Below are 15,973 nucleotides of genomic sequence, written 5' to 3'. Positions count from 1 at the left end.
CTAGTCGAAAAAGAAAAGCGGGACCCGCCGAGGAATCGGCAGGCCCCGCTTGTACATTGTATCTCGAAAGGAGATAAAACCTTAGCGCTTGGAGAACTGGGGAGCGCGGCGGGCCTTCTTGAGGCCGTACTTCTTGCGCTCGACCACGCGAGCATCGCGCGTAAGGAAACCGGCCTTCTTGAGGTCAGCACGGTAGTCGCCAGCGTTCAGAAGAGCGCGAGCGATGCCCAGACGCAGAGCGCCGGACTGACCGGAGATGCCGCCGCCATCGCACAGAGCGATAACGTCGAACTGACCGGCGGTGTCGGTCACCTTGAAGGGAGCAAGGGCGTTCTCAACGAGCTGATGACGGCCGAAATACTGCTCGGCGTCACGCTTGTTGATGGTCACCTTGCCGGTGCCGGGGACGAGACGGACGCGGGCGACGGCGTTCTTACGACGGCCGGTACCCTGGTAGACAACGGTGTTCTCAGCCATCTTTAAGCCTCCAGCTCAATCTTCGTGGGGTTCTGGGCAGCATGCGGATGCTCGGCACCAGCGTAGACCTTAAGCTTGGTCATCTGGGCACGGCCGAGGGTGGTCTTGGGCAGCATACCGCGAACGGCGCGCTCGATGACCTTCTCCGGGTGCTTCTCCATAGCCTGGCGGAAGCTCTCAGCCTTGAGGCCGCCGTTGTAGCCGCTGTGGCGATAATAGGTCTTCGTGTCGGCCTTGTTACCGGTAAGCTGGACCTTATCGGCGTTGATGACGACAACGAAGTCGCCGCAGTCGCTGTTGGGCGTGAACTGGGGCTTGTTCTTACCGCGCAGGATCATTGCGATCTGGGTGGCAAGACGGCCCAGGACAGCACCATCGGCGTCGACGAGAACCCAGTTGCGCTGGACCTCGCCCTGCTTGGCGTAGTGAGTCGATTTCGAAATCACTTAGACTCCTCCATGTACAGTACGTGTTGTTACAGAGATTCACGGGGCTCTGCAAGTAACCCGTCCATATTACCCCGCTTGCCGTACGAGTCAACAGGTATTTTGGCTCCGACCAGAGTTTCTGCACATGTCATCCACGAGCCGTGACGTCGCAGCGTTGACGCTCGACAAACGCCTCGATATCTCCCAGCAAGCGCTTTGCCTCCTGACGGCCCTGGATATACAGGTCCAAAAGCTTTGCCGGATCGTGCTCGACATGGCCGACCTCGACCGGCTTTTGCGGAGCAATGACCAGCGCGCGGCCCTCGCGCTCATACTTCCACAGGTGCATGCGCTGGAGGTTATAGCGGTCGTGGCGCGTCTCGATAGCCTCGAGCAGATAGGGGTAGTCGACATAGCGGGCGCGCGCGGCAGGCATAAACTCGTAGGGCTTTTTCTCGTACGAGCGGTCCTGCGTGACAATGACAACCGCGCGATCGAAGCCCGCCTCCTCCAGCACGTGCTCGATGGGGACCGAATCGGCTACGCCGCCGTCGACGTATTTGTGCCCGTCGATCTCGACCGGCGGCGTCACCAGCGGCAGCGACGTCGAGGCACGCACGGCATCGAGGTCGAGCACGGCGCTTTTGACCGGCAGGTAGGCAGCGGTTCCAAACAGCATGTCCGTCGCGACGGCGTACATCTCGATAGGGCTGGCGTCGAACGTCTCGTTATCAAAGGGATCCAGGCGGTCCTGGATATCGTTGAAGATAAAGTCGTAACCCACGATGGAGCCCGTGGATGCGAAGGATGCGGCACCCATGTAGCGGTTGTCATTGCAGAAGGTCAGGTTGATGCGATTGACGCGACCGATCTGGTGCGACTTGTAGTTGACGCCGTTGAGCGCACCGGCCGAAACGCCGTACACCGCCGGAATTTCGACACCGGCCTCCATGAGAACGTCGAGCACGCCGGCGGTAAACTGCCCACGAAAACTGCCACCCTCCAAGACGAGCGCGACCTTGCCGGCGTTCTTTGCCTTATCTTCTGCAGTCATATTGACCTCCTGCGATTGCGTTTTGACTTTCTTCTACCCAGTTTTGGGATGGAGGGCGCATGGGTTTTGGAGTTGAGGGGGCGGCTGGCGGAAAGCACGTCCCGTTCTGAGGGGCGATTCCGGGATGCGCTTTCCGCCTGGGTTGCCATGGGGAAAGCATGTCCCACTCTACGGCTCGATTCCGGGTCGCAGCTTCCACTTGAGGCGTCATCCGGAAAATGTATCCCATTCCGAGCTTAGATTCCGGGATGCGGTTTCCGCCTGGGCAGTCATTGGGAAAACGCGTCCCACTCTGCGTCACTGAGGCGTTTTCTTTACGCCCGCGCCCTGCATAGAGTTCGATTCTCCGCGGTACGGGGGATCCGTTGATGCTGGGCGAGGCCAGCTGAAATTCGATAAACATCGCATCTATATTGGGCTGAGGCTTTGCGCGAAGAATCCGCGTATTTGCTTCGCAAATACGCACCGGCTTCGGCCGGCTGCCGCCGCCCTCGCCCGCGGGCTACAAACGCTTCGCGTTTGCTTAACGCCCGCGCCCTGCACAGAGTTCGATTCTCCGCGGTACGGACTAGAAATAAAAAGACAGGTAGATACGAATATCTACCTGCCTGTTACGTATGGTGGAGGCGCGGAGAATCGAACTCCGGTCCACGAAAGCCCCCTGATTGGCATCTCCAAGCTCAGTCGCTGGTTTAGTCTCGGACGCCTTGCGCGCAGCGACACGCTCGCGACGTCCTAACCGGTTCGGTCTTAGCCCGCGCCATACCGATTACGTGCGCAGGAGCATTCCCCTAAGATGACGTCGCGCCGGTGTCGGGGAAATCACCGGGTTGACGCGCCGCTATAAATTAAGCAGCGAGAGCCATAGGCTCAAAAGAAGAGTTGTTGTCAATTCAATTTGACGGTACCCCTGTTTAACGAGGCGAGGAGACCTCGGCTTGCTTCCTCTCTCAGAGCTATCGTGTCGAAACCAGTCGCCCCCGAATGTCGGGAAAGTCTGGATGGTATCGGGCCTGCAAACACCCGATAACCGTCGACTTTTCAAGGAACATACGGGGCGAGCCCCGCTTGTGGAGTGTTATCTTACCACGTTCTGAAAGCGGACAGCTGTTCTATGCACGAGCTGTGAAGACCCCAATGTGCGCCGCACTTCGCACTTTTGTTACCGATCGCGTCACGTATATTTTCGCCAAGCAAAATTGACCCGTCGAAAGGACCGTTATGGATACCAAGCAGCAACTCGTCGATGCCCTCGCAGGCCTGGGCTCAACCATTACCGAAGCTATGGATGTCATCGAGGGCTTTGTCCCTTGCGGACATCCCGCCCTCACGGTATCGAACGCACTCGTCGCGCTGGACGTTGACGATGATGCAGCTCTCGCCCAGCAGCTTGAGACCGTCGAGGGCTTTATCGACCACGTGAGTGAGAACCGCGGCGTGGCCGCCTACCACGGTATCGAGGTCGAGCTCGCGGGTCCCAAAGCCGATCTGCTCGCAGCAATCCGCGAGGTAGGCGCCCTCATGCAGACCGCAGGCGTCAAGAACACCCAGGTCAACGAGTGGGTCTACCGCAGTCTGGCAGCACTCGACAGCTCCGACGAAAAGGCAGCCGAGCAGCTCGCAGAAAGTCCCGCCATTAAGGCCGAGCTTTTGTAAATAGCAGACGCGGGCCCCTTGGCGCATCGTCGTCCAAGAGGCCCGCAAACAGTTCGCGTCAACCGATTGCCGCGCCGCCGCGTTCGGCCAAGGCAAGAATCGGCATCATTTGACAAGGTGTCTTTGCTGCAAGATCGGCATGTTCGAGCAGTTTGCGATCGTTGGTCACCAAGTAATCGACCTGCGCGCGCTTGCACGCGGCGAGCACCAAGTTGTCCTCGTAATCGCGATGGAGTGCTAAGAATTTGTCGGCCAGCCAAAGGTCCGACGCATCCGCACCCACGGCCGTGGCGTTTTCGGTCATGTTCCGAACAAACGCCAACGCCGCATCGCCAATTGCACGGGCAGATGCCTCGTCGAGCGCTCCCCCGCTGGCAAGAACGCTACGCTTCAGTTCGTGCTGGACAACGTACAGCACGTCCTTGGCGATATGCACCGGAAAGAACAGCAACGCCCCCATCTCCGTCGCCTGCCCAATAAACGCACGCGCGGCAATCGACTCGGCATGGTCGACGCAAAACGAATCAACCCATACGTTGGCGTCCACCATGATCTTGAGAGGCGCCCCACTCACAGGATCATCCCCTTTTGGCGATAATGCTCATCCATGGCGTCGGAATAGATTGCGTCCCAATCGCGATCGTCGGATACGGGCGACGTAGCGATGCCCAAATCTGCATAAAGCCGGTCTGCCGCTGCCCACGACGCGGCGAACGGTGTATCGGGCGCGACGGTCTGCCGCCGGCCGTCGACGGCCGCAAGCACTTCCTCGCACTGCCCGCCACCCTGCGCGACCTTGGCCACCACCTTTTTGATGAGCTCGGGCAGTGACCCGCCCGAAAGCCGCAACGCTTCCTCCGCATGGTCCTTGACCTGGCGATCCACGCGAACGTTCACCTGCGCCATGCCGCTAACAGCACCCACGTTGATCCCGCTCCCTTCAATTGCTAGCCCCGCTAGCAACACTATATAGAGAAGCTAGCAAATGGTCAAATGCAAAAGGCCTGCGCCCGGACGACACCGATGCCGTCTGGGCGCAGGCCAGATAACGTGGGCGAACACGTCTGCTAACGCAGGTAAGCCTTCGCGTTGCTCAGGCTGTAGGCAATCGTCGAGCCGTTGTGCAGCAGTGACGACGTCTGCGGGGTAATCGCGCCGGTAATACCCAATGCCAACAGCGCCGAGTTGGTGAGCATCACCTTAGAGTAGGAGCTCGTCAGACGATCAATGAGGCCCTGGCTCATGCGGCGCAAACGCACGATCGCGGCCAGATCCGTGTCGGTCAGGATGATATCGGCGACCTCCTTGGCGATGTCGCTTCCGCCACCCATTGCCAGCCCCACGTCGGCCAAACCGAGTGCCGGCGAATCGTTGACGCCGTCGCCCACCATGGCAACGTGGCGCCCCTCACCCTTAATGCGCTCCACATAGGCGTACTTGTCCTCGGGCAGCAGCTCGGCCTTAAACTCGTCGACACCCGCCTCGCGCGCAATGCGCTCGGCCGTGCGCTCCGAATCGCCCGTGAGCATAACGACATGCTTGACGCCCAGCGCATGTAGGTCGGCGATGGCCTCACGGACGCCGGGCTTGAGCGGATCCTCGATGCCGAGCACGCCGACGACCTTGCCGTCGACCGCCAGATACAGCGGCGACAGGCCTTGCATCTGGAGCTCGATTTGCTCCTTGATGTCGGACTCGAGCTGCGCACCCTCGTCCTCAAATATAAAGTGCGCCGAACCGATAATGGCGCGACGCCCCTCGATGGACGAAGCGATGCCGTGCGCCACGATGTACTCGACCGCGGCATGGCGCTCGCGGTGCTCGAGCCCGCGCTCGAGGGCGGCGTTGACCACGGCACGCGCCACCGGATGCGGGAAATGCTCCTCCAAGCAAGCGGAAAGGCGCAGGACCTCGTCCTCGCTCCAGCCGTCGGTCGTCAGCACGCAAGCCAGGCGCGGCTGCGCCTCGGTGAGCGTGCCAGTCTTATCAAACACAATGGTGTCGGCCTTGGCAAACGACTCAAAGTACTTTGCGCCCTTGACCATGACGCCCATCTTGGCAGCATCGCTCATAGCGGTCATGACGGCGACGGAACCCGTGAGCTTGAGTGCGCACGAGTAGTCGACCATCAGCGCCGCCGAGGTCTTGATAAGGCTGCGCGTGGTGAGCGCAACCAGGCCCGCGAGCAGGAAGTTCCACGGGACGATCTTGTTGGCGAGGTCCTCCATATGCGACTGGCCCTCGGATTTGAGCGAGTCGGCCGTCTGCACGAGCGAGACGATCGAGCGCAGTTTGGTCTGCGCCGTGTTGGCGCGCACGCGCACCAAGATGCTGCCGTCTTCCACGACGGTACCGGCGAACACGTCGTCGCCCACGCTGCGCTCAACGGCCAGCGGCTCGCCGGTCAGGGTCGCCTGGTTGACCATAGCGCTCCCCTGCTCGACGACACCGTCGATGCAAATGGACATGCCAGTGCGCACGGCGACCAGATCGCCGGGCTCGAGCTCGGTCGCAGCAACGCTTACCTCGGTATCGCCGACGACCTTTTGCGCCTTGTCGGGTACATCGAGCAGCGAGTTGATGAGCTCGTTTTCGCTCATGGCGCGGGTGTAGTCCTCGAGCAGCTCGCCCACGTTGAGCAGGAACATTGTCTGGCCCGCGGTGTCGACATCACGCTTGACGAACGAAATGCCGATGGCCGAAGCGTCGAGCACGGGAACGGTCAGGCGCGGCTGCGCCAGCTCATGAAGGGCAGCGCGCAAAAATGCCATGTAACCGGCCACGACAAACACCGCACGCAGAGGCGTCGGCAAGAACCAGCGGCGCGCGTAGTGGGCGCCGACGAGTGTCGCCAGGTCCATAACGAGTTTGTGCTTGCGCGGCTCAAGCTGCATCACATAGCCCGACTTGGCATCGGCGATAGCTTGAGCATCGAGTGCGCCCAAGGCGTCGAGCACGCTCGCGCGACGTGGCTCGTCGTATTCGAGTGCCATCTGGCCGATGCGGCCGTAGACGCGCACCTTGTGCACGCCGTCGATGTCGCCGCCAAGCTTAAGAAGTGCATCGAGATCGCTCTCTGGCACAGGACCCGCCAATTGAAGACGGGTCCTGCCGGGGATCTCGCTAATAATCGAGAATCTCATAGTTTGTGCCTGGGAGCGTTACTCGGCTGCCTCGTCAGCAGCGGCCTCGCTCTGGGTGATGTAAGCAGCCTCGGCAACCATGTCGTCGACATTAGCCTTGGCCTGCTCGACCATGTCCTGGTAGCCGTTCTTGATGCGCATGCCGCACGCGATACCCTGCACGCAGGCATTCTTGACCGGAGCGCTGGTAAGCAGCTTGATGCCGGCCGTGCCAAGCAGAAAACCGCCACCAACAAGCAGGGTGTTAAACGTCGACTTTTTCATGTTGCTTCTCCCTTTTGCCGCATTGGACGCGGCATGGTGCTTCAGCACCCGAGTAAACAAGTTTGCTCGAGCACGCTTTTGAAATATCTCAATTTTATCTAACTATCTAGGTCAGCCATGGCTAACCTTTTGAAAATTAACGATGCGGAGTAACCGATTGTCAATGTGAGAAAGGGACTGTCCCTTTGCCCCTTCTTACAACTGCCAGGTAGCTGCTTCCTTTTGCAGCGCCACCATGCGGGCGAATTCTCCACCTGCCGCCTTGAGCTGCGCCGGAGTGCCCTGCTCGGCAACCACACCATCCTTGAGTACAACGATTTTGTCGGCATTTTCCACCGTACGCATACGGTGGGCAATAACGATAACCGTCTTACCCGCAAGCAGACGGGAGAGCGCCTGCTGAACCACGGTCTCGTTCTCCACATCCAAGCTCGCCGTCGCCTCGTCCAACAGCACGATAGGCGCGTCTTTGAGCAGCGCACGGGCGATAGAGATGCGCTGGCGCTCACCGCCGGACAGCTTGGAGCCGTTCTCGCCGATCATAGTGTCATAGCCCTGCGGCATGCGGCTCACAAACTCGTCGCAGTTGGCGGCACGCGCGGCAGCAAGCACTTCCTCATCGGTGGCATCGCGACGACCAAGACGGATGTTTCCCATCACCGTGTCGTCAAAGAGCAGCACGTCTTGGAACACAATGGCGTAGTCGCGCAGCAGCACCTCGGGATCCACGCTCGTAACATCCACGCCGCCCACGGTGACCGTGCCCGCAGTGGCATCCCAAAAGCGCGCGGCCAGGCGGCTCACCGTGGACTTACCGGAGCCCGAAGGACCGACCAGCGCCGTGACCTCGCCTTCCTTGGCGGTAAAGCTCACATCGGTAAGAACTTTCTCGCCGGCGCGGCCGTCCTCGCCCGCACCATAGCCAAATGCCACGTGATCGAACACCACATCGTGGCCTACGGGCTCAAACTGCTCGCTGCCCCGCGCCACGGGCTCTTCCATGATGGAACGCATGCGCTTGGCCGACGACTCGGCGGCAAACAGCTCGGACATCAGCATCAGCGCCTGATCAAAGGGCGCATAGATGCGGCTCACCATAAGCAGGAAGGCAAACATCACCAAAAAGTCGACCTGGCCGGAGGCGACCATCGCAGCGCCCGTGACCAACGTGGTGGCAATCCCCAGGCGCAGGATGGCAAAGGCGGAGTTGACCAAAAGCCCATTGGCGAGCTCGCCTTTGGTGGTCTCGCGCTCCTCGGCATCGATCACGGCGTTGAGCCCCTCAAGATAATGAGCCTCCTGGTTGGTGGCGCGGATCTCGCACACGCAGTCGAGCGTCTCCTGGATCGCCTCGGTAACCTTGACCTTCTCGGCGCGCACATGGTCGAACACCGGGGTCATGGGGCCGCGTGTCAGATACAGCACGGCAAAGGCCACGGGCACGCTCCAAAACGCCGCGATCGCCAGCTGCCAGCAAAAGAACAGCGACGCCACGAACACAATGGCGCTTGCGATGATGGCACCCCAAAGCTCTCCCAGCACGTGGCTGTAGGCGTGCTCCATGGCCTGGACGTCGCCCATGATGGTCTCGGTTAAATCGGCCAAATCACGACGGCCAAAAAACGACAGCGGCAGCTTGCGCAAGCGCTCGGCAATCTCCATACGCTGCTTGCCGCACTCCTCGTAAAAGATGCAGTAGGTGTAGTAATACTGCTGCCAGTTAGAGGCAAAGAGCAACACGAAAAAGACCAGGAGGCCGCCCACAATCGGCAGGGCATCCGGCAGGTCGGCACCGGTGGCGAGATGTTCGACAAAACCGGCCATGACCAGGAACAATAAGCCCATGCCGGCCATGGTAATGAGATTGGTGAGCGCGGTCCAGAAAATGCCGCGTTTTACGCCGGCGACGCCTTTATCGGATAGGAAATACTTCTTTTGGAATGAGGCGAACATTTAGGCCTCGCCTCCCTTCGTGACGGCGGCATCCGCGGCAGCAGTGATCTTCCAGCTCGCGGCCTGTTCGTATTCGGCCCACATCTTGGCGTATAGACCCTTTTGGGACAGCAGCTCGGCATGGGTGCCAGTCTCCTGCACGCTACCTTGGTTGAGCACCACGATCTTGTCGGCCCCCACCACGGTCGAAAGCCGGTGCGCGATCATAATGACTGTGCAACCCGCCGCCAGTTTGCTAAAGGCGCGCTGGATGAGCGCCTCGTTCTCGGGGTCGGCAAAGGCTGTGGCCTCGTCGAGCACCACGATGGGCGCGTCCTTAAGGATTGCGCGGGCGAGCGCCACGCGCTGGACCTCGCCGCCCGAAAGGTACGCCCCGCCGGCGCCGAGCATGGTGTCGATGCCCTGCGGGAGCTTGGCCACGATATCGTCGCACTGGGCCGCGGAGAGGGCCGCGCGCACTTCGTCGTCAGTGGCTCCAGGCTTGGAGGCGCGCACGTTATCGGCAAGTGTTTGGCGGAACAGCTGGTTGGTCTGAAACACAAAGGCGACCTGGTCCATGAGCTCGTGCGGATCCATGTCGCGAACGTCTACGCCGCCCACGAGCACACGACCCAAGGAAACATCCCAAAAACGCGGGATCAGGCTTGCGCAGGTCGACTTACCGCCGCCCGAGGGACCAACCAACGCAAGGGTGCTGCCTGCGGGAACGCTAAAGCTCACATGATCGACGGCAGGCGCCTCAGCACCCTCGTAGGTAAAGCTCACGTCCTCAAAGCGCACATCGCTGCCAGCGGGGTGCTTGGGTTGAGCGGGCACGGAGAGCTGCTTGGAATCCATAACGCTTCGGATGCGAGCCAGCGAATCAGCACTCATCTGAGACGCCTCGCCCACAAACATAAGCTTGGTCATGGCCGTCGGCACCACGGCCGAAAAGATCGCGTAAAACGTAAAATTGACCATAAAGTGCGCGAAGTCCGTCTCGCCCGGCGCCAGCAGCAGCGCCACAGGCAAAAGAAATGCCACAAGGCCGTTGAGCGCAGTAAGGTTGAGCACCTGCGGACCCCGGCAAAACGTACCCGCATAGTTTTGCGCCATATCGGCGTATTCGGCGATCGCATCGTGGAACGCCTTAAAGGAGTAGACCGTCTGCTGGAATACCTTGACCACGGGGATGCCGCGTACGTATTCGGTGCCGGTCTTGTTCATCTTGACCAGCGCGCCCATGTAAGCCTTCATAAACTCGGCGCCCTTGCCGCTCATCATGGTGGCCATGGCGCAAAACGAAACGACGACCGAGATTAAGCATGCCGCGCCCAAACGCCAATCGAGGGCAAATAGCAGCACAAGCAGGCCCACGACCATGGCGGTGGCACCGGCGATATCGGGCAGCATGTGCGCGAGCAGCGTCTCGGTGGAGGCGGCACAGCCGTCTACGATACGGCGCAGCTCACCGGTGGCGTGCGTGTCAAAGTAGCCGAGCGGCAGCTTAAGCAGATGCTCGCTCGTAGCCTTGCGGATATTGGATGCGCAGCGAAACGCGGACAGGTGCGTGCACATGAGTCCCACGAAATAGACCACGATGCTTGCCAGGGCAAAACCAACAGCCCACCAACCATACATTGCGATGTCGGCGGCCTCGCTCCAGTTGGGCGCCACGGCAATCAGGTCTCGCGCAACAAGCCAGATGCACACGTACGGGCCAAAGCTCAACAGCTGCGAGAACGCCGAGAGGGCCATGCCCAAATACGTTAGGAATTTGCGGTCGCCGGCATATGCAAGCAGCTCGCCGATACCGCCACCTTCCTTTTTCGATCCCTTTGCCATGAGATTCCTTTCTAACGGCTTGAGAATTAACCGTAAGAAACTTATCATGGGCGTGTTAGCCAAGGCACACAATTGGGCCAGGCGTGGACGTTTTCGCAAATGAAGGGGACGCTTTTGAAAATGCGGCGGGCGGCAACCGATATAACCGAGCTCTACGCACCGCAGTTTGAGCAGTTTGGCCTGCAGCTTTCCGGCAAGGGCGCCGTCTTTACCGGTGAGGTGGCAAACGATCGGGCGCACGGACGCGCATGGATCATGCCCCTTTCCCCCACCTGCATCGTCATGGAGCATTTCATTACCCCGATGCACAACATGCACCTAGCCGAGTACACACCCGAACCGTACGCGTGCGTGAGCGAGGTCAGCGCGCCCACGCTCATGTGCATGCCCGAGGCTGGCATAACGCCTGCAAACCTTAAACTCTTGCATGGACCGTGGCCAAACAATGCCGTGTGCAGCTTTATCCAAGATAACTGTGGCGAGGAGTTAAGCCCGCTGTTTGCAGGGCAGCTCTATCACTCGCGCTCGGTGCTCTTTTTGCCTGGATATTTTGACGAACTGGAGCACCGCTATCCCACCGAGTTCGCAGGGGTCTTTGAGGCGTTTGCCGAGCCATGGCACGAGGAAGCGACGTCCGCCATCTGCCACACACTGCACCGGATTAACGAGGACCGCGCCCGCACCGTAGGCGGACACGTCTATATGCAAGGCATCGTGGAGACCATGGTCGCGGAGCTCGCCTGTTCGCGCGCGGCCCACAAGCAGGCGCAGCAGGCGGCAGACACACGCGCCAGCGTGACCATTGCCGAAGAAGCAACGGCAATGATTGAGCGCACGCTCGACAAAGGCAGACGCGTGGGTATCAACGAGGTGGCCGAGAGGCTCTACACAAGCCGCTCCAAGCTATGCGCCACCTTTAAGGCCCAAACTGGCGAGTCCCTGGGCGCCTACATTCGCAGACGCCGCATGGAGCGAGCACAGGACCTTTTGGCCGATAGCGCGCTCACGATAGCGCAGGTGGCAGAGCGTCTAGGCTACCCTCAGCAGGCCGCCTTCGCCCAAGCCTTCAAGCAACACACCGGCACCACCCCCACCGCCTGGCGCTCCCAACATCAATAAGAATGCGACAAAGGGGACAGTCCCTTTGTCGCATGGATTGAGGTCTAATACTTTTCCCGAGAAGTGAACGAGTGAAATCAGACCCCCGAAGCATCCGCATTTTTAGACAGCAAAACCGCAGGAAATACCTGGCAAAATTGCAGGAAAGCGGGCTCAAAAAGTGTCGACGCTTCGAGAGTCCAAATAAGGTCGTTCACTTCTCAGGAAAAGTATTAGACTTCGATTTCCGCAGTCCCATCTACAAAAATGGGCGCGCCGACGGCGCGCCCATTCACCAAATTCCATTCAGCCCACCTGACCCGGAAGGCCGAGTCGTTGCAGAACCCGGGAGCCCCGGCAGGGCGGGTGCTTGCTCAAAATGAGTTCCGCACGCAAAGAAGGCCACTTAATGTGGCCTTCGTCTTGCGCAGGACTGTTCGAAATTTTGAGGAAGCACCCGCCCTGCCGGGGCTCCTGGGTTCCCGTCTACGCGAGCGCCTTTCTCAGCAACTCGTTGAAGAGCTTCGGGTTGCCCTTGCCGCGGCTCGCCTTCATGCACTGGCCCACCAAAAAGCCGATGACCTTCTGGTTGCCGTCACGATACTGCTGCGCCTGATCGGCACAGTTAGCCAGTACCTCGTCCACGATCGGCTGCAGCGCGCCGGCGTCGCTCACCTGGCGCATGCCGCGCTCATCGACGATCTTGTTGGGGTCGTCGCCGGTCTGGGCCATGGCCTCAAAGACCTCGTGCGCCTGGTTGGAGCTGATGGCATCGGTCGCCAGCAGCTTGGCGAGTGCCGCCACTTGAGCCGGCACGATGCCGGACTCGGCGAGCGACACGCCTGCGCTCTTAAGGTAGGCGATCATCTCGTTGACCAGCAGGTTTGCGACCGTCTGGGCCTCCTTGCCAGCCATACCGGCAGCGGCAGCCTCAAAGAACTCGGCAAACTCGGGGTCGCCCGCGATCTGCTCGGCATCGGTCGCCTTAATACCAAAGTCGGTCTCAAAACGGGCGCGCTTGGCATCGGGCAGCTCGGGAATCTCGCCACGGCAGCGGTCGATGAACTCGTCGTCCAGATCGAACGGCGCCAGATCGGGATCGGGGAACAGACGATAGTCGTCGGCCGTCTCCTTCACACGCATAACCACGGTGCGCTTACGGCTGGGCTCCCAGTGGCGGGTCTCCTGATAGATGATTCCGCCCTCCTCGAGCACCTCGGCCTGACGGCAAATCTCGTAGGCAAGGCCGTCGTGCAGGCTCTTAAACGAGTTGAGGTTCTTGAGCTCGGTCTTGGTGCCCAGCTTGGTCTCGCCGCGGCGGCGCAGCGACACGTTGCCGTCGCAGCGCATGGAACCCTTCTCCATGGAGCAGTCCGAAATGCCCAGCGTCACAAAGATGCGACGGAGCTTCTCCATAAACAGGCGCGCTTCCTCGGGCGTACGCAGATCGGGCTCAGTCACGAGCTCAATCAAAGGCGTGCCGCAGCGGTTGTAATCGACGAGCGACTCGGCCGCGGCGGTAATACGGCCCTCGGCGCCGCCCACGTGAACCATCTTGGCGGCGTCCTCCTCCATGTGGATGCGCAGGATGCGGATGGGCACCGTGTAGGAACCGTCCTCGCGACGCTCGGGCATCTGCAAGTTGGACGCGTCATAGCTGGCCAGGTGGCCGGCGCGCTGGTTGCCCTCGCGCATGGTCGACGTCATGGACGTGGACAAGCCCTCGGCGTTGGCCGAGGCGCTCGCCAGGCTCTGGGCCTCGGCCTCGCCAAACGCGCATTCGGGGCGCTCGGCGGCACCGCGACCGGTCACATCCAGATCAAGGTGACCGTACATGGCAAAGGCGACCGGACCCTGCGTGGTCTGGAAGTTCTTGGCCATATCGGGATAGAAGTAGTGCTTGCGGTAGAACATCGAGTGGCGCTGGATCTCGCAGTTGGTGGCCAGACCCGCCTTGACGATGCTCTCGATAGCGCGCTTGTTGGGCACCGGCAGGGCGCCGGGCAGGCCCAGGCACACCGGGCACACGTTGGCGTTGGGCTCGTCATCGTGGCTGAGCTTGCAGTTGCAGAACATCTTGGTATCGAGTGCGGTGAGCTCGGTGTGGATCTCCAGGCCGATCACGGCCTCCCAATCCTGCAGGACCTCGGAAAGCTCCTTCATTACAGCTCGCCTCCCTTCCCGGCAAAATCGGGCGCGACGGAAAGCACGGGCGCGCCCGTGGCGGCATCGGCAAAGCCGCGCTCCAGGGCGCGGGCAAACGTGAGCAGCTGACGGTCCTTAAACGCCGGGCCCACCAGCTGGGCAGAAACGGGCAGCTGAGTGTCCTCGCCCAGGCCCAGCGGCACCGAGATACCGCCGTTGCCGCAAATGTTGAGCGAGATGGTGTACAGATCGGAGAGGTACATCTGCGTGGGGTCGCTGATCTCGCCAAACTTAAAGGCCGTGCGCGGCGAGGCGGGCATGAGGATGGTGTCCACCTTGGCATACGCGGCGTCGTAGTCCCGCGTGATGAGCGTACGGGCCTTTTGCGCGGCGTAGTAGTACTTGTCGTACACGCCCGAGCTCAGCAGGTAGGCGCCGAGCATCTGACGGCGCTTGGCCTCGGCGCCAAAGCCGTGGGCGCGCGAAAGCGAGCTCTGGTCGGACAGGTTGGCGCAGCCCTCCTCCTGATAGCCGTAGCGAATGCCGTCAAAGCGAGCCAGGTTGGAGAACGCCTCGGCCGGACCGATGACGTAGTAGGCAGCGATGGCGGCATCCAGGTGCGGCAGGTCGACCTCGACCAGCTCGGCGCCCTGGTTCTGCAGCTCCTGGGCGGCGCGCTGAACAGCGGCCTTGACCTCGGGCGTCAGACCCTCGGCCTCCATAAACGCGGGGATGATGCCCACGCGCTTGCCCTCGATGCTGTCGTTGAGATGCTCGGTAAAGTCGACGGCGCAATCCTGGCTCGTGCAGTCGTACGGATCGTGGCCCGCGCCGGTAAGCGCGTTCATGGCCAGCGCGACATCCTCGACCGTGCGGCCAAAGGGCCCCACCTGGTCGAGCGACGAGCCAAAGGCAACCACGCCGTAACGGCTCACGGCGCCATACGTGGGCTTAAAGCCCACCACGCCGCACAGCGACGCCGGCTGGCGAATGGAGCCGCCGGTGTCCGAGCCCAGCGAGAGCGCGACCTCGCCCGCGGCGACGGCGGCAGCGGAGCCGCCCGAGGAGCCGCCGGGCACGCGTTCGGTATCCCAGGGGTTGTTGGTGCGGTGGAACGCCGAGCTCTCGGTGGAGCTGCCAAAGGCAAACTCATCCATGTTGGCCTTGCCCATGGGCAGGCAGCCGGCGTCGAGCATGCGCTGGACACAGGTGGCGGTGTAGACGCTCTGGTAGTCCTCGAGCATGCGGGAAGCGCAGGTGGTGCGCGTGCCCACGAGGTTCATGTTGTCCTTAATGGCCAGCGGCACGCCCGCGAGCGGGGGCAGCGGCTTTCCGGCGGCACGGTCGGCATCCACACGCGCGGCGGCCTCGAGCGCAAGCTCGGGCGCCACCTGCAGGAATGCCTGAACCCCGCCCTCGCGCGCCTCGATGGCGGCAAGGGAGGCCTGGGCCACCTCGGTAGCGGTAAAGTCGCCGGCGGCAACGCCCGCGGCGATCTGGGCGGCGGTAAGGGAATCGAAGCTTAGCGCCATTATTCGCTCTCCCCCTCTCCCAAAATGGACGGCACGCGGAAGTAGCGCTCACGCGCGCTGCCGGCGTTTTCGAGCGCGACGTCGAGCGGCAGGTCGCGCTCGGGCTCGCGCAGGTCGTCGCCCATCACGTTGGACAGGCTTCCGATGGGATGGAACGTGGGCTCCACGTCGGGTAAGTCATATTGCAGGACGGGCTCGAGCATCTGGACGGCGTCATTCATGTAGGACGTCATCTGGGTGAGCTCGTCATCGGTCAGTGCGATCTTTGCGTACTCGGCGATGCCGCGCACGTCTTTCTCGCTGAGTGCCATAGGCGCTCCCTTCCGCATAACAGATAAACCGCTCTAGTATACAAGGCAACGCCGCTTGGAGCAGGCGCTTTACCCAAATGCAGCGAAA

At 61.2% G+C, this 15,973-nt stretch carries 14 protein-coding genes and 1 other RNA gene; 2 read left to right on the top strand and 13 right to left on the bottom strand.

The features are described from left to right. Nucleotides 1-81: 81 nt before the first annotated feature. The 4 genes from rpsI to ssrA form a co-directional block, all read right to left on the bottom strand. On the bottom strand, nt 82-477 hold the full coding sequence (rpsI, locus tag AAAT03_RS06500; RefSeq protein ID WP_022094634.1) for a 30S ribosomal protein S9: 396 nt from the start codon (nt 475-477) through the stop codon (nt 82-84). Between the two features lie 2 nt (nt 478-479). Beyond that, a complete protein-coding gene (gene rplM, locus AAAT03_RS06495; protein ID WP_022094635.1) occupies nt 480-923 on the bottom strand; it encodes a 50S ribosomal protein L13 in 444 nt (147 codons plus the stop codon). 130 nt (nt 924-1,053) lie between these two features. Then, nucleotides 1,054-1,959 (bottom strand): patatin family protein, encoded by a 906-nt coding sequence (locus tag AAAT03_RS06490; RefSeq protein ID WP_349102908.1) that lies wholly within the window; start codon nt 1,957-1,959, stop codon nt 1,054-1,056. Nucleotides 1,960-2,577: 618 nt separating this feature from the next. Then, nucleotides 2,578-2,941, bottom strand: a transfer-messenger RNA (tmRNA) gene (ssrA, locus tag AAAT03_RS06485). Between the two features lie 239 nt (nt 2,942-3,180). On the opposite strand from ssrA, the gene AAAT03_RS06480 reads away from it, so the two are divergent. After that, a complete protein-coding gene (locus AAAT03_RS06480) occupies nt 3,181-3,615 on the top strand; it encodes a hypothetical protein (protein WP_117765365.1) in 435 nt (144 codons plus the stop codon). Nucleotides 3,616-3,673: 58 nt separating this feature from the next. On the opposite strand, the gene AAAT03_RS06475 is transcribed toward AAAT03_RS06480, so the two are convergent. The 6 genes from AAAT03_RS06475 to AAAT03_RS06450 all read right to left on the bottom strand — a co-directional run bounded on the left by AAAT03_RS06475 (nt 3,674) and on the right by AAAT03_RS06450 (nt 10,799). After that, complete coding sequence (locus AAAT03_RS06475; protein WP_118384785.1) at nt 3,674-4,189, bottom strand: PIN domain-containing protein; 516 nt, start codon at nt 4,187-4,189, stop codon at nt 3,674-3,676. Continuing rightward, the gene (locus AAAT03_RS06470) at nt 4,186-4,539 is read right to left on the bottom strand and encodes a hypothetical protein (RefSeq protein ID WP_349102907.1); all 354 of its coding nucleotides are present in this window, start codon (nt 4,537-4,539) and stop codon (nt 4,186-4,188) included. Before AAAT03_RS06470 ends, AAAT03_RS06475 begins: the two co-directional genes overlap by 4 nt. Before the next feature lie 143 nt (nt 4,540-4,682). After that, nucleotides 4,683-6,698: a heavy metal translocating P-type ATPase gene (locus AAAT03_RS06465; RefSeq protein WP_349102906.1), complete on the bottom strand. Its 2,016-nt coding sequence runs from the start codon at nt 6,696-6,698 to the stop codon at nt 4,683-4,685. Between the two features lie 78 nt (nt 6,699-6,776). Next, nucleotides 6,777-7,022: a DUF6110 family protein gene (locus AAAT03_RS06460; RefSeq protein WP_055250999.1), complete on the bottom strand. Its 246-nt coding sequence runs from the start codon at nt 7,020-7,022 to the stop codon at nt 6,777-6,779. 195 nt (nt 7,023-7,217) lie between these two features. After that, nucleotides 7,218-8,975 (bottom strand): ABC transporter ATP-binding protein, encoded by a 1,758-nt coding sequence (locus AAAT03_RS06455; RefSeq protein WP_349102905.1) that lies wholly within the window; start codon nt 8,973-8,975, stop codon nt 7,218-7,220. Beyond that, nucleotides 8,976-10,799, bottom strand: coding sequence for an ABC transporter ATP-binding protein (locus AAAT03_RS06450; protein ID WP_349102904.1), 1,824 nt, complete (start codon nt 10,797-10,799; stop codon nt 8,976-8,978). Between the two features lie 120 nt (nt 10,800-10,919). On the opposite strand from AAAT03_RS06450, the gene AAAT03_RS06445 reads away from it, so the two are divergent. Then, nucleotides 10,920-11,918 carry a helix-turn-helix transcriptional regulator gene (locus AAAT03_RS06445; protein ID WP_349102916.1) on the top strand — a complete coding sequence of 333 codons (999 nt, stop codon included), beginning with the start codon at nt 10,920-10,922 and terminating at the stop codon, nt 11,916-11,918. Nucleotides 11,919-12,383: 465 nt separating this feature from the next. Here the strand turns inward: AAAT03_RS06445 and gatB are convergent, their stop codons facing one another. Genes gatB through gatC form a run of 3 tightly spaced genes read right to left on the bottom strand, consistent with a single transcriptional unit; the run spans nt 12,384 to nt 15,885 of the window. Further along, nucleotides 12,384-14,060, bottom strand: a complete 1,677-nt coding sequence (gene gatB, locus AAAT03_RS06440) for an Asp-tRNA(Asn)/Glu-tRNA(Gln) amidotransferase subunit GatB (RefSeq protein WP_349102903.1) — start codon at nt 14,058-14,060, stop codon at nt 12,384-12,386. Beyond that, nucleotides 14,060-15,574, bottom strand: a complete 1,515-nt coding sequence (gatA, locus tag AAAT03_RS06435) for an Asp-tRNA(Asn)/Glu-tRNA(Gln) amidotransferase subunit GatA (protein ID WP_349102902.1) — start codon at nt 15,572-15,574, stop codon at nt 14,060-14,062. The genes gatB and gatA overlap by 1 nt, the downstream gene beginning before the upstream one ends. After that, nucleotides 15,574-15,885: an Asp-tRNA(Asn)/Glu-tRNA(Gln) amidotransferase subunit GatC gene (gatC, locus tag AAAT03_RS06430; protein ID WP_117716772.1), complete on the bottom strand. Its 312-nt coding sequence runs from the start codon at nt 15,883-15,885 to the stop codon at nt 15,574-15,576. The genes gatA and gatC overlap by 1 nt, the downstream gene beginning before the upstream one ends. Between the last annotated feature and the right edge of the window lie 88 nt (nt 15,886-15,973).

It is taken from the genome of Collinsella sp. CLA-AA-H167 (assembly GCF_040095305.1).
GTDB lineage: Bacteria > Actinomycetota > Coriobacteriia > Coriobacteriales > Coriobacteriaceae > Collinsella.
Note: the sequence above shows the minus strand (reverse complement) of the source record. Positions and strands in the feature narration are given on the sequence as shown.

Excerpts from the sequence above, each read along its gene's own strand:
- AAAT03_RS06455 (WP_349102905.1), bottom strand. The coding sequence starts at position 8,975 with ATGTTCGCCTCATTCCAAAAGAAGTATTTCCTATCCGATAAAGGCGTC.
- AAAT03_RS06450 (WP_349102904.1), bottom strand. The coding sequence starts at position 10,799 with ATGGCAAAGGGATCGAAAAAGGAAGGTGGCGGTATCGGCGAGCTGCTT.
- AAAT03_RS06445 (WP_349102916.1), top strand. The coding sequence starts at position 10,920 with ATGCGGCGGGCGGCAACCGATATAACCGAGCTCTACGCACCGCAGTTT.
- AAAT03_RS06460 (WP_055250999.1), bottom strand. The coding sequence starts at position 7,022 with ATGAAAAAGTCGACGTTTAACACCCTGCTTGTTGGTGGCGGTTTTCTG.
- gatC (WP_117716772.1), bottom strand. The coding sequence starts at position 15,885 with ATGGCACTCAGCGAGAAAGACGTGCGCGGCATCGCCGAGTACGCAAAG.
- AAAT03_RS06490 (WP_349102908.1), bottom strand. The coding sequence starts at position 1,959 with ATGACTGCAGAAGATAAGGCAAAGAACGCCGGCAAGGTCGCGCTCGTC.
- rpsI (WP_022094634.1), bottom strand. The coding sequence starts at position 477 with ATGGCTGAGAACACCGTTGTCTACCAGGGTACCGGCCGTCGTAAGAAC.
- gatA (WP_349102902.1), bottom strand. The coding sequence starts at position 15,574 with ATGGCGCTAAGCTTCGATTCCCTTACCGCCGCCCAGATCGCCGCGGGC.
- AAAT03_RS06480 (WP_117765365.1), top strand. The coding sequence starts at position 3,181 with ATGGATACCAAGCAGCAACTCGTCGATGCCCTCGCAGGCCTGGGCTCA.
- gatB (WP_349102903.1), bottom strand. The coding sequence starts at position 14,060 with ATGAAGGAGCTTTCCGAGGTCCTGCAGGATTGGGAGGCCGTGATCGGC.